Source organism: Rhodococcus sp. NyZ502 (genome assembly GCF_041464245.1).
Classification (GTDB): domain Bacteria; phylum Actinomycetota; class Actinomycetes; order Mycobacteriales; family Mycobacteriaceae; genus Rhodococcus_F; species Rhodococcus_F qingshengii.
On record NZ_CP167155.1, the window covers coordinates 3,213,961 to 3,234,718 of the forward strand.

Consider the following 20,758-nt stretch of genomic DNA (forward strand, 5'->3'; position numbering starts at 1 on the left):
CGCCGGACACTTTCGTGCCCGGCGCGTCGCCGCAAAACAGACCTGCTGTGTTGTAAATCGTGAAATTGGGTGACCTACATCGAAGCGATCAAACGCTCGACACGCTCGTCGACGGAGCGGAACGGGTCCTTGCACAGCACCGTTCTCTGTGCCTGATCGTTGAGCTTGAGGTGAACCCAGTCGACTGTGAAGTCCCGGCCTGCTGCCTGGGCTGCGGTGATGAAGTCGCCCCGCAATTTGGCGCGCGTGGTCTGCGGCGGATTCTCGACGGCGTCGTCGATCGTCTCGTCCTCGGTGACCCGCTTGACCAAGCCCTTGCGCTGGAGAACGTCGAAGACGCCCCGGCCGCGTTTGATGTCGTGGTAAGCCAAGTCGAGCTGCGCGATCTTGGGATCGGACAGGTCGAAACCGTGACGGTCCTGGTAGCGCTGGAACAGCTTGCGCTTGATGACCCAGTCGATCTCCGTGTCGACCTTCGCAAAATCCTGAGCTTCGACGGCATCGAGGGTGCGACCCCACAGGTCGACTACCTGCTCCACCTGCGGGTCCGGTTCGCGGTTACGCAGATGTTCGACTGCCTTGGCGTGGTATTCGCGTTGAATATCGAGGGCACTGGCCTGACGTCCACCAGCAAGGCGAACCGGCTTTTTACCGGTCACGTCGTGACTGACCTCGCGGATGGCACGAATCGGGTTGTCCAGCGCGAAATCGCGGAACGACACCCCGGCTTCGATCATCTCGAGCACCAGTGCGGCCGAACCGACCTTGAGCATCGTCGTCGTTTCGGCCATGTTCGAATCGCCGACGATCACGTGCAGGCGGCGGTACTTCTCGGCGTCCGCGTGCGGTTCGTCGCGGGTGTTGATGATCGGACGCGAGCGAGTGGTAGCCGACGAGACGCCCTCCCAGATGTGTTCCGCGCGCTGCGAGAGGCAGAACGTCGCGGCCTTCGGAGTCTGCAGTACCTTTCCGGCGCCGCAGATCAACTGGCGCGTGACGAGGAACGGCAACAAGACATCCGAAATGCGGGAGAACTCACCGGCGCGCGCGACGAGAAAGTTCTCGTGGCAGCCGTACGAGTTTCCGGCCGAGTCGGTGTTGTTCTTGAAGAGATAGATGTCGCCACCAATACCCTCCTCGGCGAGTCTCGCCTCGGCGTCGATCAGCAGTTCTTCGAGCACACGCTCACCGGCACGGTCGTGATTGACCAGCTGGATGAGGCTGTCGCACTCGGCCGTCGCGTACTCCGGGTGCGAACCCACATCCAGGTACAAGCGGGCTCCGTTACGGAGGAAGACGTTGGAGCTGCGACCCCACGACACGACACGACGGAAGAGGTAACGAGCAACCTCGTCGGGGCTCAGTCTCCTGTGCCCGTGAAAGGTGCAGGTAACGCCGAATTCCGTCTCGATACCCATGATTCGTCTCTGCACACTTCGACAGTACAACCAGAATGCGAGGTTCACCCGTGTACTTCGATCGCGTCGTAAGTCACGACTCGACAACATCGGGCGGCAGCATAGTGTGACGGTGTGAGCCTTATTCGCCGAAAAGTTGTCCGAAGCGACGTCAAAGTCATGGAAAGCACTGGAGCACTGCGCCCTTCCGTGCTCGACCCGACCATGCGGTTTCTCTCCAGAGCCGCCGATCACGGCGTTTTGTGGATGGTTGTCGCCGCCTTGCTCGCGATGATCGGCGGGCGGCCCCGTAGGGCAGCAGCACGCGGGCTGCTCGCACTGGCCGGTTCCAGCGCGCTGGCCAACGGCATACTCAAGCCCCTCTTTCCCCGCCGACGCCCACCGGCACGCGTCTGGCTGAGCCCGAAGCGAGGCGTCGACATTCCGACGTCGTCCTCGTTCCCCTCCGGACATTCGTCTTCGGCCGCGGCATTCACCGCGGCAGTGGCCATGGAGTCCCCGGTTGCTGGAGCTGCTCTCGCACCACTGGCCGCAGCAGTGGCGTACTCACGCGTTCACAACGGAGTCCACTGGCCGTCCGACGTCTTCGCAGGCCTCGCGGTCGGCGGTGCTATCGCTGCCGGCACGCGTCGTTGGTGGGCGGTACGCGACGAAGAACCCGCCGAACTCGGACCCGAGTGCGTGGTTCCCGCGCTCCCGCGCGGAGAAGGCTTGTTGGTCTTCACCAATCCTGGTTCAGGCTCCGAGGACGACGGGATCGTGGAATCGATTCGAGAACTACTACCGGAAGCGATCGTCTACGAGTTCGACGCGGACATCGACTTCGACATGCAGATCGATGCCAAGATCCCCGAGCTCTCGCCGAAAGCGTTGGGTGTATGCGGCGGCGACGGAACAGTGGTCACGGTCGCGACCGCGGCGACAAAGCATGAGCTACCACTTGCGGTTTTTCCCGGCGGAACATTGAACCATTTCGCCCGCGACGTCGGGGCGGTGAATGTCGAGGAGACCGCACAGGCAGTCGAGTCCGGTCAGGCGGCATTCGTCGACCACGCGGTGGTGCGCACGGATTCCGGAGTGACTGCACGGTTTCTCAACACAGCCAGCCTCGGTGGATACCCGGATGCTGTGCGCCTGAGGGAAAAATGGGAACCGCGTTTCGGTAAGTGGCCGGCCGCTGGAGCCGCGATGATCCGGGTTCTCGCAGCGGCGGAGCCGATGACGGTGACCATCGACGGGAAGCGGACCACAATCTGGATGCTGTTCGTCGGAAACGGGCGATACTCCCCCGCCGATCAGGTGCCGATGTCGCGTCCGGAGATGAACCGTGGACTACTCGACGTCCGCTATCTGCGCGCGGACAAGAAATTCTCGCGCTCACGTCTGCTGTTTGCGGCTGCCACAGGAACATTGGGCAGCTCGCGGGTCTACGTTCGCGAACTCGTCTCGTCGATGTCGGTTCGAGTCGCCGATTCACCGGTAGCCATCGCCACCGACGGTGAAGTGGTGGCAGACGCGCGCCGGTTCGATTTCGACACCGAACCGGGCGCGGTGGCCGTCTACCGAGTCACTCAGTAACTCCAGACCTGCAGTAACTCCCAGACCTACGGAGTATCTACGAGGGTGCGTCGCCGTTTGCCGGCGGCGCATCCTCGACTGCTGCCGGAGCTGGAAGCATCTCTTCCAAAACCGTTCCAGCGATCCGTTTGAACGCACGGCGTGGACGATTGCTGTCGAGAACGGCAACCTCGAGTGCACTCACATCGAGAGTTCGTGGTTCCGCCTCAGTGGTTCCGGCCGGTGCCGGGCCGCCCTTTTGGAGCGCCCCGACTGCAATCCGCACTGCGGATTCGAGGTCGAGGTCTCGCTGGTACGACTCGCGCATCGCCGTCACGATCGGTTCGGTCGTGCCGCCCATGACCACGAATTCCTGCTCGTCCGCGATGGATCCGTCGTACGTGATCCGGTAGAGCTGAGCCGGCGTACTGCTTCCGAAGCGACCGATCTCGGCAACACAGATCTCGACCTCGTACGGCTTGGGCTGCTCGGTGAAGATCGTTCCCAGGGTTTGTGCGTACGCATTGGCGAGCGAACGCCCGGTGACGTCCCGACGGTCGTACGAGTACCCACGCATGTCTGCGTGGACGATGCCCGCGCGGCGCAGATTCTCGAACTCGTTGTACTTGCCCACTGCCGCGAATCCGAGACGGTCGTACAGTTCGCTGACCTTGTGCAGAGCACGCGACGGATTCTCGGCGACAAAGAGCACTCCGTCGCGGTAGGTGAGAACGACGACGCTGCGCCCGCGGGCAATTCCCTTGCGCGCCAATTCCGAACGATCGCGCATGATCTGTTCGGCTGATGCGTAATACGGCATCGTCATAGCGCAGACTCCCCTTCCGGACTCACGGTCGCCGTGCGAGCCGCGACGATCTCCCTGGCGATCTCGGCAGCCCTGGTGGGCGACAACTCGACAGCGCCGGCCGAGGTGATGGTGACCGCCGTCGGATAGATCCCTCGTGTCAGATCAGGGCCACCGGTAGCCGAATCGTCATCTGCCGCGTCGTAGAGCGCCTCGACGGCGAACCGAAGCGCGGTGTCCTCGTCGATTCCCGGTGAATACAGCTTCTTGAGCGCCGATTTCGCGAACAGGGAGCCGGATCCGACTGCGTGATAGCCCGCGCGCTCCTCGTATCGCCCACCGACGACGTCGTAGGAGACGATGCGACCGGCGGTGGACGGATCGACCGCGTCCAGGTCGTAACCCACGAGCAGTGGCACAACCGCCAAACCTTGCATCGCTGCTCCGAGATTTCCTCGAACCATCGACGAAAGTCGATTGGCCTTGCCGTCGAACGTGAGTGGGACGCCTTCGATCTTCTCGTAATGTTCGAGCTCGACCGCGAAGAGCCGGACCAGTTCGATTGCGATCCCGGCCGTACCTGCAATACCCGCAGCCGAGTAGTCGTCCGTGACGTACACCTTCTGCACGTCACGGCTGGCGATGAGATTGCCCATCGTCGCTCGGCGATCACCCGCGAGCAGAACACCACCCGCATAGCTGATCGCGACGATGGTGGTGCCGTGCGGAGCTACGTCTCCCCCGCCCATGACAACACCTCCTGTGTCGGCGAAGCGGTTCTGCGGAAGATGCTCCGGTGCATGCACCCGAAGGTATTCCGAGAATGACGACAGATTCGAGCCGAAGCTCAACCGTGTGTCCCCGTCTGTGATCCGGGGCGCGCGATCCACCGTCACTGGCCGCCCTTCTGGACGTAGGCACGGACGAAGTCCTCGGCGTTCTCTTCCAACACGTCGTCGATCTCGTCGAGCAGGTCGTCGGTTTCTGCAGCGAGCTTCTCGCGACGTTCCTGGCCGGCACTGCCGTCGCCACCAGTGGTTTCGTCGTCTTCGCCGCCACCGGCACGCTGCGTCTGTTCTTGAGCCATCGCCGTCGACCTCCTTGTGTGAAGGGAGCTCTCGCGAGCATCCTGTTCGGCCCAGCAGAGTCGGTAACTGATCCCGCTCGGACCTTCACCCTACCGAGCGGCACCGTCAGGTGTGGAGAGACGCGACGGCGAGCCGCATCGGCTGATTTCAGTGAGTGAGCTGATCAACCAGTTCCGCGGCGCTGTCCACGGAGTCGAGCAACGCTCCGACGTGCGCTTTGGTACCTCGAAGCGGCTCGAGGGTGGGGATACGGATCAACGATTCACCGCCGAGATCGAAGATGACCGAATCCCAGCTCGCGGCCGCGATATCGGCACCGAATCGGCGTAGGCACTCGCCCCGGAAGTATGCGCGAGTGTCGGTGGGAGGGTTCGTGACCGCGTCGAGAACCTGCTGTTCGGTGACAAGCCGCTCCATGGAGCCGCGAGCAACCAGGCGGTTGTACAGGCCCTTGTCGAGTCGCACGTCGGAGTACTGCAGATCCACCAGATGCAATCGCGGCGCCGACCACGCGAGTCCCTCACGATTGCGGAACCCTTCGAGCAGACGCAGTTTGGCCGGCCAGTCGAGGATGTTCGCGCACTCCATGGGATCGCGCTCGAGGAGATCGAGAACCATCGCCCACTTGGCGACGATATCGTCCGCTCGCGGATCACGATCGGTCTCACGGTCGAGGAACTTCGAGACACGTTCGAGGTAAATGCGTTGCAGCGCAAGCCCTGTCAGTTCACGTCCGTCGGCCAGCGCAACGGTCTTGCGCAGAGTGGGGTCGTGACTGATGTGGTGGACGGCCGTGACCGGACGCGCCAGTTGCAGATCGGTGAGGTCGACACCTGCCTCGATCAGGTCGAGTACCAGCGCCGTTGTTCCAACCTTGAGGTACGTCGACATCTCCGCGAGGTTCGCGTCACCGATGATGACGTGCAGGCGGCGATACTTGTCCGCATCCGCGTGCGGTTCGTCGCGGGTGTTGATGATTCCGCGCTTGAGAGTGGTCTCGAGGCCTACTTCGACCTCGATGTAGTCGGATCGCTGCGAAAGCTGGAATCCGGCCTCGTCGCCGGACTGACCGAGACCCACACGACCGGAACCGCAGATCACCTGCCGGGACGCGAAAAACGGCGTCAATCCTGTCACGATCGAGGCGAACGGGGTCTCACGTGAGCAGAGGTAGTTCTCGTGCGTGCCGTACGAGGCACCCTTGCCGTCGACGTTGTTCTTGTACAGCTGGAGCCGAGGCGCACCCGGCACGCTGGATGCGTGCCGCGCAGCCGCTTCCATGACGCGTTCGCCGGCCTTGTCCCAGATCACGGCGTCGAGCGGGTCGGCGACCTCGGGGGCCGAATACTCCGGATGGGCGTGATCGACGTACAACCGTGCCCCGTTGGTGAGAATCATGTTCGCGGCGCCGATCTCGTCCGCGTCGATCACCGGCGCGGGACCGCTCATTCGCCCCAGATCGAAGCCTCGGGCATCTCGCAGCGGAGATTCGACCTCGTAATCCCAGCGTGTGCGCTTGGCCCGTGGCACGCCCGCTGCGGCGGCGTAGGCAAGCACCGCCTGGGTTGAAGTGAGAATCGGATTCGCCGACGGCTCACTGGGTGAAGATATTCCGTATTCGACCTCGACACCGATGATCCGCTGCATGACACCAGAGCCTATGTGATTGCGGCGCGGCACCCACAGGCGTGGCACAGTTGGAGGAATGCACCAACCTCTCACCGCAGACCTGAATCCCGCGGACGAGGTAGTCGCCGTGTACGACCGGACGGGTAATCCGATCGGCCGAGCACCACGTTCGGTCGTCTACTCGGGTGGGCTCTGGCACGCGAGTGCGGGCGTCCTGGTTCGTACCGGGGACGGCTCCCGCATCTACGTCCATCGCCGAACCGACACGAAAGCGGTGTTCGGGGGCTATCACGACTGTCTGGCCGGAGGTGTCGTCGATCCAGGTGAGACGCCGCAGGAAACTGCGATCCGTGAAGTCGGTGAAGAACTCGGAATCTTCGGAACGGCAGACCAGCCACTCCAACTGACGGAGATCGCTCGAAAATCCTGGGACGGCGAGTGGAACAACTCTCCGTTGCGCTGTCACCTGTTTGCGTTCGAACTCAGATACGACGGGCCGATGGCACATCAGCCCAGCGAGATCGCCGAAGGTTGGTGGTGGACGCCGAAAGAACTCGGCGCCCACCTGCAGGACCCGTCGTGGCCGTTCGTTCCGGACTCACGCGCGCTGCTGGCCGACTATTGCTGGAGCTGAACACCGCTGGGACTGAACACCGCTGGGACTGAACACTGGTGGGACCTGTGATCAGCCCGGGGTGATCGCCGAGAGCCAAGCAGCGAACGCGCTGGGGTTGCGGGTCTGCGCGAGAACGCGTCCTGGGCCGGTGAAGTCGAAGACAAATCCTTCACCGGACTTCATCGACTGAATGGTGCGCCCCTGAACGGCGCGCCGCATGTTGAAATTCATGCCGAGGTCGTAGGCGACCACGTGACCGGTATCGATCGTGACTGTCTCGCCTGGCTGCAAGTCGATGACGTCGATCGCGCCGTAGACGGCCAGCACTACTTCACCGTCGCCACTTGCCCGCAGGCCGAATCCTCCCTCACCGCCGAAGAGGTTGGACATGCCGCCCCACTTGGACTCGACCGTCACACCGTAGGAGTTGGCCAACCAGGTTCCACGGTTGAGGAAGAACGGGCGATCAGAGGTGATGGTCAGCGGGATCAGATCTCCGGGAAGCACACCAGTCACGTCGACCCAACCACCTTGCGGCGGAGCGGTATACGTCGTGACGAAAAATGATTCGCCGCTCAGCATCGACCGCTTGAGTCCCTGCAGGACGCCGCCCTGCGCCTTCGCTTCGAGAACTACGCCGGCAGAATGCGCGAGCATCGCCCCGCTCTCCACGCGCAACGGTTCGCCGGGCGCGAGGTAGCAGCGAGCGACAGTGGACGACGGATTGTGTCGAAGATGTATCTGCACGGCGGGACTCTAAACCAGCGCGACCGACCGGTCCAATCGCAACGAAGTCAACGGCAGCGACGCAGAGATCGGGCCGACAACTCTCGCGGAGTGGCCGGCCCGATCGATCTTCGTTTCGCTACAGGTACTGGCCCGTGTTCGACTCTGTGTCGATCGCGCGGCTGGCACTGGCGTTCTTGCCGGTGACGAGAGTGCGGATGTAGACGATCCGCTCACCCTTCTTGCCCGAAATACGTGCCCAGTCATCAGGATTGGTGGTGTTGGGCAGATCCTCGTTCTCGGCGAACTCGTCGACGATGGAATCGAAGAGGTGCTGCACACGCAAGCCCGGAGCACCGGTGTCGAGTACCGACTTGATCGCGTACTTCTTGGCGCGGTCGACGATGTTCTGGATCATCGCACCCGAGTTGAAGTCCTTGAAGAACAGAACTTCCTTGTCGCCGTTGGCGTAGGTGACCTCGAGAAAACGATTCTCTTCGCTCTCCGCGTACATGCGATCGACGACGCGAACGATCATCGCCTTCAAGCAGGCGGTGCGATCGCCACCGAACTCGGCGAGGTCGTCCGCATTGATCGGCAGACCGTCCACCAGGTACTTCGAGAAGATGTCCTGAGCGGATTCCGCGTCGGGGCGCTCGATCTTGATCTTCACATCCAGTCGGCCGGGACGCAGGATGGCCGGGTCGATCATGTCCTCACGGTTGGACGCGCCGATGACGATGACGTTCTCGAGCCCTTCCACGCCGTCGATCTCGCTGAGCAGCTGCGGAACAACCGTTGTCTCGACGTCGGAGGAGACTCCCGAACCACGGGTACGGAAGATCGAGTCCATCTCGTCGAAGAAGACGATCACCGGAGTGCCCTCGGACGCCTTCTCACGAGCACGCTGGAAGATCATCCGAATGTGACGCTCGGTTTCGCCGACGAACTTGTTCAGAAGTTCCGGGCCCTTGATGTTCAGGAAGTAGGACTTGGCGTCCTTGCTGTCCTGACCGCGGGCTTCTGCGATCTTCTTGGCCAACGAGTTGGCGACGGCCTTGGCGATGAGCGTCTTGCCGCAACCAGGCGGACCGTAGAGCAGTACACCCTTCGGCGGCCTCAGCGAGTACTCGTGGAACAGATCCTTGTGGAGGAACGGGAGTTCGACGGCATCACGGATCTGCTCGATCTGACGCCCGAGACCACCGATGTCGTCGTAGTGAACGTCCGGAACTTCCTCGAGAACCAGATCTTCGACCTCGGCCTTCGGGATGCGCTCGAAGGCGTACCCGGCCTTGGTGTCGACGAGCAACGAGTCGCCCGGACGCAGTTTCCTGGTCGGAGAATCGGCGTCGTACGCGATGATGTCGGCTTCGGGGTCGGCGAAGACGGCTGCCAACGGCGCTGCGAGCCAGACGATGCGCTCTTCGTCGGCATGACCGACCACCAGTGCGCGCAAGCCGTCGTCGAGTACCTCACGGAGCGTGCTGATCTCACCGACCTGCTCGTAGGTGCCGGCCTCGACGATGGTGAGTGCCTCGTTGAGGCGAACCGTCTGCCCGAGGGCGAGGGTGTCCGTGTCGATGTTCGGTGAGCACGTCAACCGCATCTTGCGACCCGACGTGAACACGTCGACGGTCTTGTCCTCGTGTACCGAGAGAAGGACTCCGTAACCGCTCGGCGGTTGACCGAGTCTGTCGACTTCTTCACGAAGCGCGATGAGCTGCTGACGGGCCTCTTTGAGGGTGTCCATCAACTTGCTGTTTCGGATGGACAACGAGTCCACCTTCGACTCCAGCTCACGCACCTGCTCCGGCGATTGTGCAAGTTGTCGGCGCAGTACTTGTGCTTCCACTCGTAGCGCGTGGAGTTCTTCTGCTGCCGCAACCGAATCCGGGTTCTCTGTCGAGCTCATGTGCGTCTCCTCCCAGTGCGATCCATCAACGCTACCGGCATAAGGCCCCAACTGTCGCCAGACACGGTGCGCGAGTGCGAATTCACACCTGCGCGCGGACCGTGCCGACTGGTCTCGAGCCAGATTTTGGTCATGTTAGCCTTGCCTACAAGATGGAGACAGCGCCTGTCTCTCTTTACAACGAAAGGTAACGCTGTGATCATCCGCAAGACTCTCATCAGCGCTTGTGCTGTCGCTGCCGTCCTGACCATGGGTGCATGCAGCTCGGACGACAACAAGGATTCGACGGCTGCAAGTTCTACTTCCGCCGCCGCCTCGAGCACCACGGCCAAGGCCTCGGCTTCCGCCACGACGTCAGCTGCCGCTGCCGCAGCGGCTCCTACGGCCGAGGAGCTCAACGCTTCGCTCGTCGCGCTGATCGATCCGGCCAAGCCGATCGAGGAGAAGACCGCTCTGGTGGTCGACGGAACCAAGCGTCAGGCCAACATCGAGACGATGAGTGCTGCGCTGGGCGGTAACCCTGCCTACGCGATCACGTTCAACGTGGACAACGTCAAGGTCGACGGTCAGACCGCAACCGCAGACGTCGCCGTCGTCAGCCCGCACGGCGCCGCCCCGGCCACCCCGTGGACCTGGGAGCTCGAAGACGGCTCCTGGAAGCTGTCCGACACCTCGGCTTGCGTGCTCCTGGAAATGGGCCGCGCTTCCTGCACCGCATAACTTCCAGCTACTACAAGAGCGGCGATCCGGATACCGGATCGCCGCTCTTGTTGTTTTCGTGTGACTACTTGGCCGCGGTGTTCGAGCCCTTGCCCGCACGCCGCTGCGGCTTCGGGGTGACAGTTCCTTCGGCGAGACGACGAGCGCTCACGAGGAACGCGGTGTGGCCTTGCATCCGATGTTCGGGGCGCACCGCCAATCCGACGACGTGCCAACCGCGCACGATCGATTCCCACGAGCGGGGCTCGGTCCAGCATTCTTGCTCCCGCATCGCCTCGACGACCTTCGAGAGCTGAGTAACGGTCGCGACGTAGACGATCAACACGCCGCCCGGCACGAGTGCCTTCGAGACGGCGGGCAGGACGTCCCACGGGGCCAGCATGTCGAGGACGACGCGATCGACCTTGCCTCCGTGCGCTTCCGGATCGAACTCGGCGAGATCGGCGATGGTCAGTTCCCAGTTCGGCGGACGTTCCCCGAAGAAGGTCTCGACGTTGCGAACCGCATGTTCGGCATGATCGTCGCGGACCTCGTAGGAGATGACCTTGCCCTCGGGTCCGACGGCACGCAGCAGCGAACATGTCAGTGCGCCGGAGCCGGCTCCGGCCTCGAGCACGCGTGCTCCGGGGAACACGTCGCCTTCGTGGACGATCTGAGCTGCGTCCTTCGGGTAGATGACCTGGGCACCGCGCGGCATGGACAGCACGTAGTCCACCAGCAGGGGGCGCAGTGCGAGATAGGGCGTGCCGTTGACCGACTTGACGACGCTGCCCTCGTCGGCACCGATCAGATCGTTGTGAACGATTCCGCCCTTGTGGGTGTGGTATTCGCGGTTCGCCTCGAGAACGATCGTGTAGTGGCGTCCCTTGCCGTCGGTCAGCTGTACTCGGTCGCCGACGCGGAACGGACCTGACGGCCGCTTGCCCGGCGCAGTGAGATCAGCTTCTGGAAGCTCTTGTTCGGGAATCTCGGCGACAGCGGACTGCACAACCTCATCCACTTCGGTCGTGCCTTCTTCTGGTTGCAGCTCGTTCGCCATGCGCAGATGATCCCTGTTCGCTTGTTTCCGGTGTCCTCGCCACCGGCTCCGACGGAGTTGTCGGACCAACCGCATAGCCTGCCAGGTGTGAGCTCTGTCGAATTGCCAACCCCCACTCCAACGGGTGCAACATCACACGAGCGCCCGCGTAGTCGGCCGGCGCTCTCTCCGTCTCGGGCGGGTGACTACAAACAATGCCCCCTGCTCTATCGCTTCCGAGCAGTCGACAGAATTCCGGAAACGCCAACCAGAGCCCAGGTCAGAGGCACCGTCGTACACGCGGCACTGGAAGCACTGTTTGCACTCCCGACCGGTCACCGGGTTCCGGATCGCGCAGCCGAACTCGTCCGTCCCGCGTGGGAACGTGTCAGTGCCGAGTCTCCCGAGGCCGCTGACCTTGTTCCGGAGGGCGAGCTGGATTCGTTCCTCGACGAAGTCGGCAAGCTCGTCGCGACGTACTACACGCTCGAAGATCCCACTCGATTCGATGCCGAGGCGTGCGAGGTCTACGTCGAGACCGAATTGGAGAACGGCGTTCGACTCCGCGGCTTCGTCGACCGGATAGACGTTGCACCGACGGGTGAGGTGCGGGTGGTCGACTACAAGACCGGAAAAGCGCCTCGCGAGTTCACCGAATCCAAGGCGCTCTTCCAGATGAAGTTCTACGCGCTCGTACTGCTGCGCACTCGCGGAATCGTTCCCGCACAACTGCGCCTGATCTATCTGGCCTCCGGCTCGATTCTCACGTACGCCCCGGATCACGACGAGCTCATCCGATTCGAGCGAACCCTCTCCGCCATCTGGAAAGCGATCCTCGCAGCAGGTGCGACCGGAGACTTCAGACCCAAGCCTGGCAAACTGTGCGACTGGTGCGATCACAAGTCACTGTGCCCCTCGTTCGGCGGAACACCTCCGCCCTATCCAGGTTGGCCGGACCTGCTGAGCACCGAACCTGTTGCCGCAAAGGAGAATTCATAACATGACGGACAGTTCGTACTACCGCTACCTCGGAACGACGGAGGAAGGGCACGAGCGGTTCGCGAGCACGCAGGCAACTGTCAGCATCTGGGGCCCGACACTGCAGCACGGCGCTCCCCCGTCGGCGCTGTTGGTACGAGCCCTCGAGCGGTGCGGTGCGCGCGACGAAACCCGTCTGACGCGCGTCGTCGTCGAGATTCTCGGACCGATTCCGATTGCCGACCTCGAAGTCCGGTCCTGGATCGAACGACCCGGTCGCCGAATCGAATTGATCGTCGCCGAACTGTGGGCAACCACCGCCGACGGATCTGCACGCGCGGTTGCGCGCGGTACGGCGTGGCGGATGGAGACGGTGGATACCGGCGACGTCGTCCACGTAGTCGATCCCCCGCTCGAACCCCGCGACAGCGGCACCCCGGGCGTTCTCGAGGGTCTGTGGAGCGTCGGCTATCTCAAGACCCTCGACTGGTCCTGGATTGCTCCGATCGGGTGCGTGGGAACCGGCAAGGTATGGGCGCGCCCCAAGCCAGAGCTGGTCGAGGGTGAGAAGATGTCTGCTCTCGAGCGTTTGTTCGCGGTGGCCGACATCTCAAACGGGGTCGGCGCCAAGCTCGACCCGGAGCACTGGACGTTTCTCAACACAGATCTCACAGTGCATATCTTCCGTGTGCCCGAGGGAGAGTGGGTCGGTGTCGCCGCCGAAACCACAACGGGTCCGGACGGCGTCGGCATGTGTGCGGGCGTGCTCTACGACGAGCAGGGTGCCGTGGGCCGTATCGCCCAGACTTTGCAGATTCGCGCCCGTTCCTGATTTCCAGGAACGGGCGCGAATGCGCGTAAATCTATTCAGGCAGTGATCAGAAAGCGCGTACCGAGCGGATGTTCGACGCGAGGATGGCCTTGGCACCGAGTTCGGCCAAGGCATCCATCACCTGGTTGTGTCCCTTGATCGGGACCATCGCGCGAACCGCGACCCAGTCGGGATCGGCCAACGGCGAGAGCGTTGGCGACTCCATACCGGGCGTCATCTTGATGGCGTCGTCGAGGATGGTGCGCGGGCAGTCGTAGTCGATCATCAGATTCTGCTGCGCGAAGACAATTCCGCGAACGCGTTCGATGAGCTGGTTGCGGGCGGGATCGTCCTGCGGAGCGCCGGTGCGCTCGATCAGGACACCTTCGGAATCGCAGAGCGATTCACCGAAAGCCACGAGGTTGTGTTGGCGGAGAGTACGACCCGATCCGACCACGTCGGCGATCGCGTCGGCGACGCCGAGCTGAATCGAGATTTCCACTGCTCCGTCGAGACGGATGACGGTGGCGTCGAGTCCGCGATCTGTGAGGTCCTTACGGACCAGGTTCGGGTACGACGTTGCAATGCGCAGGCCGGACAGATCCTCGACGGCCCAGTCCTTGCCGGCCGGTGCTGCGTAACGGAACGACGAACGGCCGAAGCCCAGTGACAGACGCTCGGATACGGGAGCACCCGAGTCGCCGGCGAGATCACGACCGGTGATGCCGAGATCCAGCTCACCGGAGCCGACGTAGATCGCAATGTCCTTGGGGCGCAAGAAGAAGAACTCGACCTGATTGGCCGGATCGAGGACTGTCAGATCACGGGAATCGGTGCGTCGACGGTAGCCGGCCTCGCTGAGAATCTCGGCGGCGGACTCGGACAGTGAGCCTTTGTTGGGAACTGCTACGCGCAGCATGGTGGATGTCCTTTCGGAAGGTGTGGGTGACGTGAGACGACATGAATCGGAAGCCCTGGACGAGCGAGACGGAGTACATCTCGCTGGTCAGCTCCGATCACAGATGTCGGTACACGTCCTCGAGGGTCAGTCCGCGACCGACCATCAACACCTGCGTCCAGTACAGCAGCTGGGAAATTTCCTCGGCTAGCTGCTCATCGCTCTGGTATTCCGCAGCGATCCACACTTCACCGGCTTCCTCGATGACCTTTTTGCCCTGAGCATGCACACCGGCGTCGAGGGCGGCGACAGTGCCGGACCCCTCGGGGCGAGTAGCAGCGCGCTCGGTCAATTCGGCGAACAAGGATTCGAAGGTCTTCACGGGTAGCTATTCTTTCACGAGGACGGAAGCGGTTTTCACACGCCCACGAACAGCGGTGTTCACAGGCCTGCGTCGAGGCTGCGCGAACTCACGAACCTGCGGGTCTGCCCGGTGATCGGATCCGGGTACTCCAACGCTCGCGCCAACAATCGCAACGGAGTCGAGAAGTCACCGGGCACTGCGGGCAGATACTCCGGATAGTAGTTGTCACCGACGATCGGGACGCCCAGCGAGTTGAGGTGCAGCCGAAGCTGATGGGTCCGGCCGGTCCGTGGGAGCAACCTGTATCGCCCGAGCGTCCGGCCGGCCGAGTCGGTGATCACCTCGATCAGTTCGATCGAGGTCTCACTGTTCGGCTCGCCCGCGATTTCGGTAGCCGTCATCTCGCCGTGAACTTTGTTGATGCGGCTGCGCACGGTGCGAGGGAAAGTCAGTTCCGGATCGAAGCCCGCAATCGCCTCGTACTCCTTGACGATCCGCTGCTCGGCAAAAAGTTCCTGGTACGGCCGTCGTAGGTCCGGTGTCACGGTGAACACGATGACACCCGCCGTCATCCGGTCGAGGCGGTGAACTGGCGCAAGATCCGGAAGGTCCAGGTCACGACGCAGGCGCACGACTGCGCTTTCGACGATGTGCGCTCCCCGTGGAATGGTCGCCAGGAAGTGCGGTTTGTCGATCACGAGAATCGAGTCGTCGCGGTACAAGATCTCGATCTCGTGCGGAACCGGAATCTCGGGGGCCGGCTCGCGGTAGAAGTACACGAACCGGGTCGGCTGATAGGGCGTTCGGCTCGTGATCTTCCGCCCGTGCTCGTCGACGACGTCCCCGGCGCTGACGAGGTCCGCCCACAGGTCCCGCTCCCCGGGATGCTCGCCGACCAGGTACTCGAGGACGGTCCGCGCCGACGACTCCGCCGGCATCCGCAGCCGGTCAGGTCCGAGACCGTTTCGGATCGGCAACGGAGCCTTGGGCACAGCTCAGTCCTGCTCGAGGTCTGGTGAACAACTCTCGCAGAGCAATTCGAGGGTTCGGCCGTCGCCGTCGATCCGGTTGCGGTACCGCGGGGTCGGAGTACCACAATCGACACACACGCCGAGTGTCTTGGCTTCGGATGAGAACTCGATGTTCATCCGCTTGTCGAACACGTACAGGGAACCGTCCCAGAGGCCGCGGTCGCCGAAAGTCTCGCCGTAACGGACGATTCCGCCGTCCAACTGATAGACCTCGTCGAAGCCACGTGAGCGCATCAGCGAAGACAACACCTCACAGCGCACTCCGCCGGTGCAGTACGTGACCACGGCTTTGCCCTTGAGATGGTCGTATTTGCCACTGTCGAGTTCGTTGACGAAATCCCGAGTGGTGGCGACGTCCGGAACTATCGCATCTCGGAAACGGCCGATCTCGGCTTCGAAGGCATTGCGCCCGTCGAAGAACACGACGTCGTCACCGCGAGTGTCGACGAGTTCGTGTAGTTCCTTGGGCACCAGGTGAACTCCTCCGCCGACCACACCGTTCTCGTCGACTTTCAGCTCGTCGGGGGCACCGAACGTCACGATCTCCGAGCGTGCCTTGACACTCAGACGAGGGAAATCGTTCCCGAGGCCGTCCGACCACTTGATGTCAGCGGTACGGAAGGGTTCGTAACCACGCGTACCACGGACATATCGCTTGACATCCTCGATGTCTCCGCCGACCGTCGCGTTGATCCCGTGCGGCGAGACGATGATCCGGCCCGTCAGGTTGTTGGACTCGGCCAGGCTGTGCTGCCACAGCTTGATCGCTTCCGGGTCCGCCAACGGCGTGAACTGGTAGAAGAGAACAATTTTCGGAATAGCCACAGCAAATCCAGCCTAACGTGCCGCGCTCGAGTGAACGTCGTGAAGATCGTGAATGGACAAGTCCACCAGAGACTCTCGAAACATTCGTCCAGGGCCGGCCGGGACGTCGACCTCACACGGAACGACGAGCACCGCGCAACCCGCAGCGCTGGCCGACGCCGTGCCGGTCGGCGAGTCCTCGATCGCGAGGCACTGCGCAGGCTCGAGTCCGAGCAGATGCGCGCCGCGCAGGTACGGATCCGCTGCCGGTTTCCCGTTGGGGACCTCGTCGCCACACACCGAATGGTCGAAGAACTCACGGCCGAGCATGCCGAGTGCCCGATCTACCAGAACTCGCTCGGTGTTGGTGACCAGTGCCGAACCCAAACCACCGTCACGCACGGTCGACAGTGCGTCGCGAGCACCCGGCCGCCAGGTCACGCCGTCCTCGAACAGATCGCCGACGCGGGTGTACATCCAGTCCTTCGCCTCGGCGATGGCATCGGGATGCTTCTCCAGGCCGAGCGCGTCGAACACCGTCGCAAGGGCGAAGGGACTCGACGCACCGATGACGGCAACGCGTGTCGCTTCCGTCATCGGTCCGCCCAGGCGTAGGGACAGCTCACGAAGCGCGATGTCCCACAGCTTCTCCGAATCGAGCAGGGTGCCGTCCATGTCCCACAGGACACCACCGAGCGTTGATTCGGATACTTCGGTCAACAACTCAGACATTGAAATACTTTGCTTCCGGGTGGTGCAGGACAAAAGCGTCCGTGGACTGCTCGGGATGCAGCTGCAGCTCCTCGGACAATTCGACGCCGATTCGTTCGGGTTCGAGCAACGCAACCAACTTGGCTCGATCCTCGAGATCCGGGCACGCGCCGTATCCGAACGAATAACGAGCGCCGCGGTACTCGAGATCGAAGTAACCGGCAACCTCGGTGGGATCCTGCTCCGCGACGGTGTGACCCTCGGGAAGCACTAGCTCTTCACGGACGCGTCGATGCCAGTACTCGGCCAGAGACTCCGTGAGCTGGACACCGATTCCGTGAACCTCGAGGTAATCGCGGTACGAGTTCGATGCGAACAACTCGTTGGCGAAGTCCGCGATCGGCTGACCCATCGTCACCAACTGGAACGGGAGTACGTCGACCTGCCCGGTGGCCTCGGCGTCCTTGCGCGAGCGAACGAAGTCCGCGATGCACAGGAAGCGGTCGCGGTGCTGGCGCGGGTAGGTGAATCGGAACCTTTCGGGTGCATCCGGTTTCGGCTCGGTGAGCACGATGACGTCGTCGCCCTCCGAGATCGCCGGGAAGTACCCGTACACGACCGCGGCATGCGCGAGGATGCCCTCGGACGTCAGCCGATCGAGCCAGTACCGAAGTCGCGGACGGCCTTCCGACTCGACCAGTTCCTCGTACGTCGGACCATCGCCCTTGCGCTGACCGCGAAGGCCCCACTGGCCGAGGAAAAGAGCGCGCTCGTCGAGCAGCCCCGAGTACTCGGACAGCGAGATTCCCTTGACGATGCGCGAGCCCCAGAAGGGAGGTGTCGGCACCGCGATGTCGGTTGCGACATCGGAACGCTCCGGCAGGACCACGGGAACCGCTGCAGCCTTACGCTTTTCGGCGATGCGCTTGGAACGCTCGTGACGTGCCTTACGCTCGGCAGCCTTCTCGCGAGCAGCGATGGCCTCCGGGCTGTCCGGCGCCGGGCCGCCACCACGCTTGGTCGTCATGATCTGGTCCATCAAGTTCAGACCCTCGAAGGCGTCGCGGGCATAGCTGACGTCGCCCTCGTACACCTCCTGCAGGTCGTTCTCGACGTAGGAGCGCGTGAGCGCCGCACCACCGAGCAGAACCGGGAACTTCTCGGCGACTCCGCGTGCGTTGAGTTCCTGGAGGTTTTCCTTCATCACGACAGTGGACTTCACGAGCAGTCCGGACATGCCGATCACGTCGGCCTTCTTGTCCAACGCGACGTCGAGGATGGTCGCGATCGGCTGCTTGATACCGATGTTGACGACCTCGTAGCCGTTGTTGCTCAAGATGATGTCGACCAGGTTCTTGCCGATGTCGTGAACGTCGCCCTTGACGGTCGCGATCACGATGCGACCCTTGCCGTCCTCGTCGCTCGCTTCCATGTGCGGTTCGAGGAATGCCACGGCAGCCTTCATGACCTCGGCCGACTGCAACACGAACGGCAACTGCATCTGTCCGGAGCCGAACAGCTCGCCGACGGTTTTCATGCCCGAGAGCAAGGTCTCGTTGATGATGGCCAGCGGAGGCTTGATCGTCATCGCCTCGGTGAGGTCGTCGTCGAGGCCGTTGCGCTCGCCGTCGACGATGCGGCGTTCGAGCCGGTCGAACAACGGAAGTCCCGCCAGTTCCTGCGCACGGGACTCGCGCGCCGACGCAGCCGAGACACCCTCGAACAGAGCCATCAGCTTCTGCAGCGGGTCGTAGCCCTCGCTACGACGGTCATAGACCAGGTCGAGTGCGGTTTCACGCTGCTCGTCAGGAATTCGGGCCATCGGCAGAATCTTGGACGCATGAACGATCGCCGTGTCCAGACCTGCCTCGGTGCACTCGTGCAGGAACACCGAGTTGAGGACCTGACGAGCTGCCGGGTTCAAACCGAACGAGATGTTCGAGATACCCAGGGTGAAGTGCAGTTCCGGGTACGCAGCCTTGAGCTGACGGATCGCTTCGATGGTCTCGATGCCGTCGCGTCGTACCTCTTCCTGACCGGTCGAGATGGGGAAGGTCAAGGCGTCGACGATGATGTCGGACTCGGCGAGTCCCCAGTTTCCCTTGATGTCCTCGATCAGACGCTTGGCGATGGCGACCTTCGTCTCGGCGGTGCGAGCCTGGCCCTCTTCGTCGATGGTCAGGGCGACGACCGCCGCGCCGTGCTCCTTGACCAGAGTCATGATCTTGTGGAAACGCGATTCGGGGCCGGCGCCGTCTTCGTAGTTGACGGAGTTGACGGCGCAGCGGCCACCGAGGTGCTCGAGGCCGGCCTGCAGGACGGCAGGCTCGGTGGAGTCGAGCATGATCGGCAGCGTCGAGGACGTCGCCAGGCGGCTGGCAAGTTCCGACATGTCGGCGGCACCGTCGCGGCCCACGTAGTCGACGTTGAGGTCGAGCATGTGTGCGCCGTCGCGGGTCTGGTCCTTGGCGATGTCCAGGCACTTCTGGTAGTCCGCGGAGAGCATCGCCTCGCGGAAAGCCTTGGAGCCGTTGGAGTTCGTGCGTTCGCCGATCATCAGGATGCTGGCGTCCTGCTCGAACGGCACCGCCGAGTACAGCGAAGAGGTGCTCGGCTCGTGGATCGGCGTGCGCTGGGTCTTCTCGACCTGACGGACCGCGTCGGCGACCGCGCTGATGTGCTCGGGCGTCGTACCGCAGCAGCCACCGACGAGGCCGAGTCCGAACTCGGAGACGAAACCACTGAGGGCTTCGGCCAATTCGTCGGCAGTCAGCGGATACTCGGCGCCCTTGGGGCCGAGCTGCGGCAGGCCGGCATTGGGCATGACCGACACCGGCAGCGTGGAGTACTTGGACAGATGACGGAGATGTTCACTCATCTCGGCCGGCCCGGTGGCACAGTTCAGACCGATCATGTCGATACCGAGTGGCTCGAGTGCCGTCAGCGCCGCACCGATCTCACTGCCCAGGAGCATCGTTCCGGTTGTCTCGACCGTCACGTGCGTGATGATCGGCAACCGCAGTCCGAGTTGCTCCATCGCACGCTGGCTGCCGAGGATTGCAGCTTTCACCTGAAGCAGGTCCTGGCAGGTTTCGACGAGGATGGCGTCGGCGCCACCGTCGATCATGCCGAGCGCAGCTTCGGTGTACGCGTCACGCAGGACTGCGTACGGTGCGTGTCCCAGGCTGGGGAGCTTGGTTCCCGGTCCCATCGAGCCGAGTACGAATCGGGCCATGCCGTCGCGGCCTGGTCCCATCTCGTCCGCTACTTCACGGGCGAGAGCAGTGCCTTTTTCCGCGAGTTCGCGGATCCGGTGAGAGATGTCGTAGTCGGCGAGGTTGGGCAGGTTGCAACCGAAGGTGTTGGTCTCGACGGCATCGGCACCAGCGGCGAAGTACGCACGGTGGATGTCTTTGAGCACGTCGGGACGGGTGTCGTTGAGGATCTCATTGCACCCCTCGAGGCCGAGGAAGTCGTCCAGGGTGAGGTCCGCGGCCTGCAACATGGTGCCCATCGCTCCGTCGCCGATGACAACGCGCTGTTTCAGCGCATCAAGCAGGGCAGAGTTAAATGGGGCAGACATGCCGTCCAGAGTAGTGGGCGCACCGACAAGCTCTGGCCGTAGGCTGGGTGGGTGAGTCCAAGTGAGTTCCCCGTCACTCCCGACGG

General features: G+C 62.9%; 19 protein-coding genes. 5 read left to right on the forward strand and 14 right to left on the reverse strand.

Going from position 1 to position 20,758, the window contains the following annotated elements:
- Positions 1–74: 74 nt before the first annotated feature.
- A complete protein-coding gene (gene pafA / locus ACBG85_RS14900; protein ID WP_007729869.1) occupies positions 75–1,433 on the reverse strand; it encodes a Pup--protein ligase in 1,359 nt (452 codons plus the stop codon).
- 144 nt (positions 1,434–1,577) lie between these two features.
- On the opposite strand from pafA, the gene ACBG85_RS14905 reads away from it, so the two are divergent.
- Positions 1,578–2,996: a bifunctional phosphatase PAP2/diacylglycerol kinase family protein gene (locus tag ACBG85_RS14905; protein ID WP_007729871.1), complete on the forward strand. Its 1,419-nt coding sequence runs from the start codon at positions 1,578–1,580 to the stop codon at positions 2,994–2,996.
- A gap of 37 nt (positions 2,997–3,033) precedes the next feature.
- Here ACBG85_RS14905 and prcA read toward each other — a convergent pair whose 3' ends face one another.
- The 4 genes from prcA to dop all read right to left on the reverse strand — a co-directional run bounded on the left by prcA (position 3,034) and on the right by dop (position 6,515).
- Complete coding sequence (gene prcA / locus ACBG85_RS14910) at positions 3,034–3,801, reverse strand: proteasome subunit alpha (RefSeq protein ID WP_003945006.1); 768 nt, start codon at positions 3,799–3,801, stop codon at positions 3,034–3,036.
- Positions 3,798–4,676, reverse strand: coding sequence for a proteasome subunit beta (prcB, locus tag ACBG85_RS14915; RefSeq protein WP_007729873.1), 879 nt, complete (start codon positions 4,674–4,676; stop codon positions 3,798–3,800). The genes prcA and prcB overlap by 4 nt, the downstream gene beginning before the upstream one ends.
- Positions 4,673–4,867: a ubiquitin-like protein Pup gene (locus ACBG85_RS14920; RefSeq protein WP_003944925.1), complete on the reverse strand. Its 195-nt coding sequence runs from the start codon at positions 4,865–4,867 to the stop codon at positions 4,673–4,675. The genes prcB and ACBG85_RS14920 overlap by 4 nt, the downstream gene beginning before the upstream one ends.
- Positions 4,868–5,015: 148 nt before the next feature.
- On the reverse strand, positions 5,016–6,515 hold the full coding sequence (gene dop, locus ACBG85_RS14925) for a depupylase/deamidase Dop (RefSeq protein WP_003944852.1): 1,500 nt from the start codon (positions 6,513–6,515) through the stop codon (positions 5,016–5,018).
- A gap of 58 nt (positions 6,516–6,573) precedes the next feature.
- Between dop and ACBG85_RS14930 the strand changes: the two genes are divergently transcribed.
- Entirely contained in the window at positions 6,574–7,131 is a 558-nt protein-coding gene (locus ACBG85_RS14930) for an NUDIX domain-containing protein (RefSeq protein ID WP_054828098.1), read from the forward strand.
- A 51-nt stretch (positions 7,132–7,182) separates the two neighbouring features.
- Here the strand turns inward: ACBG85_RS14930 and ACBG85_RS14935 are convergent, their stop codons facing one another.
- Both ACBG85_RS14935 and arc read right to left on the reverse strand, forming a co-directional pair.
- Complete coding sequence (locus tag ACBG85_RS14935) at positions 7,183–7,860, reverse strand: TIGR00266 family protein (protein WP_003944961.1); 678 nt, start codon at positions 7,858–7,860, stop codon at positions 7,183–7,185.
- 118 nt (positions 7,861–7,978) lie between these two features.
- Positions 7,979–9,754, reverse strand: coding sequence for a proteasome ATPase (gene arc / locus ACBG85_RS14940; protein ID WP_003944870.1), 1,776 nt, complete (start codon positions 9,752–9,754; stop codon positions 7,979–7,981).
- A gap of 195 nt (positions 9,755–9,949) precedes the next feature.
- Here arc and ACBG85_RS14945 point away from each other — a divergent pair, with 195 nt between their 5' ends.
- Positions 9,950–10,474, forward strand: coding sequence for a hypothetical protein (locus ACBG85_RS14945; protein WP_003944789.1), 525 nt, complete (start codon positions 9,950–9,952; stop codon positions 10,472–10,474).
- A 64-nt stretch (positions 10,475–10,538) separates the two neighbouring features.
- On the opposite strand, the gene ACBG85_RS14950 is transcribed toward ACBG85_RS14945, so the two are convergent.
- Positions 10,539–11,462: a tRNA (adenine-N1)-methyltransferase gene (locus tag ACBG85_RS14950; RefSeq protein WP_007729892.1), complete on the reverse strand. Its 924-nt coding sequence runs from the start codon at positions 11,460–11,462 to the stop codon at positions 10,539–10,541.
- Between the two features lie 138 nt (positions 11,463–11,600).
- On the opposite strand from ACBG85_RS14950, the gene ACBG85_RS14955 reads away from it, so the two are divergent.
- The gene (locus ACBG85_RS14955; protein WP_370852750.1) at positions 11,601–12,491 is read left to right on the forward strand and encodes a RecB family exonuclease; all 891 of its coding nucleotides are present in this window, start codon (positions 11,601–11,603) and stop codon (positions 12,489–12,491) included.
- 1 nt (position 12,492) lies between these two features.
- Entirely contained in the window at positions 12,493–13,302 is an 810-nt protein-coding gene (locus ACBG85_RS14960; protein ID WP_003944950.1) for a thioesterase family protein, read from the forward strand.
- A gap of 46 nt (positions 13,303–13,348) precedes the next feature.
- Here the strand turns inward: ACBG85_RS14960 and hisG are convergent, their stop codons facing one another.
- The 6 genes from hisG to metH all read right to left on the reverse strand — a co-directional run bounded on the left by hisG (position 13,349) and on the right by metH (position 20,672).
- Positions 13,349–14,200: an ATP phosphoribosyltransferase gene (hisG, locus tag ACBG85_RS14965; RefSeq protein ID WP_003944905.1), complete on the reverse strand. Its 852-nt coding sequence runs from the start codon at positions 14,198–14,200 to the stop codon at positions 13,349–13,351.
- Positions 14,201–14,297: 97 nt separating this feature from the next.
- Entirely contained in the window at positions 14,298–14,561 is a 264-nt protein-coding gene (locus ACBG85_RS14970) for a phosphoribosyl-ATP diphosphatase (protein ID WP_003944933.1), read from the reverse strand.
- A gap of 59 nt (positions 14,562–14,620) precedes the next feature.
- Positions 14,621–15,481: a pseudouridine synthase gene (locus ACBG85_RS14975; protein ID WP_370333993.1), complete on the reverse strand. Its 861-nt coding sequence runs from the start codon at positions 15,479–15,481 to the stop codon at positions 14,621–14,623.
- Between the two features lie 57 nt (positions 15,482–15,538).
- Complete coding sequence (locus ACBG85_RS14980) at positions 15,539–16,399, reverse strand: rhodanese-related sulfurtransferase (RefSeq protein WP_042450983.1); 861 nt, start codon at positions 16,397–16,399, stop codon at positions 15,539–15,541.
- 12 nt (positions 16,400–16,411) lie between these two features.
- Positions 16,412–17,110, reverse strand: coding sequence for an HAD family phosphatase (locus tag ACBG85_RS14985; RefSeq protein ID WP_260646537.1), 699 nt, complete (start codon positions 17,108–17,110; stop codon positions 16,412–16,414).
- On the reverse strand, positions 17,103–20,672 hold the full coding sequence (gene metH, locus ACBG85_RS14990) for a methionine synthase (RefSeq protein ID WP_083057558.1): 3,570 nt from the start codon (positions 20,670–20,672) through the stop codon (positions 17,103–17,105). The genes ACBG85_RS14985 and metH overlap by 8 nt, the downstream gene beginning before the upstream one ends.
- Between the last annotated feature and the right edge of the window lie 86 nt (positions 20,673–20,758).

Bases quoted from the DNA above. Each gene is read 5' to 3' on its own strand.
- ACBG85_RS14905 (WP_007729871.1), top strand. From the start codon at position 1,578: ATGGAAAGCACTGGAGCACTGCGCCCTTCCGTGCTCGACCCGACCATG.
- prcA (WP_003945006.1), bottom strand. From the start codon at position 3,801: ATGACGATGCCGTATTACGCATCAGCCGAACAGATCATGCGCGATCGT.
- ACBG85_RS14920 (WP_003944925.1), bottom strand. From the start codon at position 4,867: ATGGCTCAAGAACAGACGCAGCGTGCCGGTGGCGGCGAAGACGACGAA.
- dop (WP_003944852.1), bottom strand. From the start codon at position 6,515: ATGCAGCGGATCATCGGTGTCGAGGTCGAATACGGAATATCTTCACCC.
- ACBG85_RS14930 (WP_054828098.1), top strand. From the start codon at position 6,574: ATGCACCAACCTCTCACCGCAGACCTGAATCCCGCGGACGAGGTAGTC.
- arc (WP_003944870.1), bottom strand. From the start codon at position 9,754: ATGAGCTCGACAGAGAACCCGGATTCGGTTGCGGCAGCAGAAGAACTC.
- ACBG85_RS14960 (WP_003944950.1), top strand. From the start codon at position 12,493: ATGACGGACAGTTCGTACTACCGCTACCTCGGAACGACGGAGGAAGGG.
- hisG (WP_003944905.1), bottom strand. From the start codon at position 14,200: ATGCTGCGCGTAGCAGTTCCCAACAAAGGCTCACTGTCCGAGTCCGCC.
- ACBG85_RS14975 (WP_370333993.1), bottom strand. From the start codon at position 15,481: ATGCCGGCGGAGTCGTCGGCGCGGACCGTCCTCGAGTACCTGGTCGGC.
- ACBG85_RS14985 (WP_260646537.1), bottom strand. From the start codon at position 17,110: ATGTCTGAGTTGTTGACCGAAGTATCCGAATCAACGCTCGGTGGTGTC.
- metH (WP_083057558.1), bottom strand. From the start codon at position 20,672: ATGTCTGCCCCATTTAACTCTGCCCTGCTTGATGCGCTGAAACAGCGC.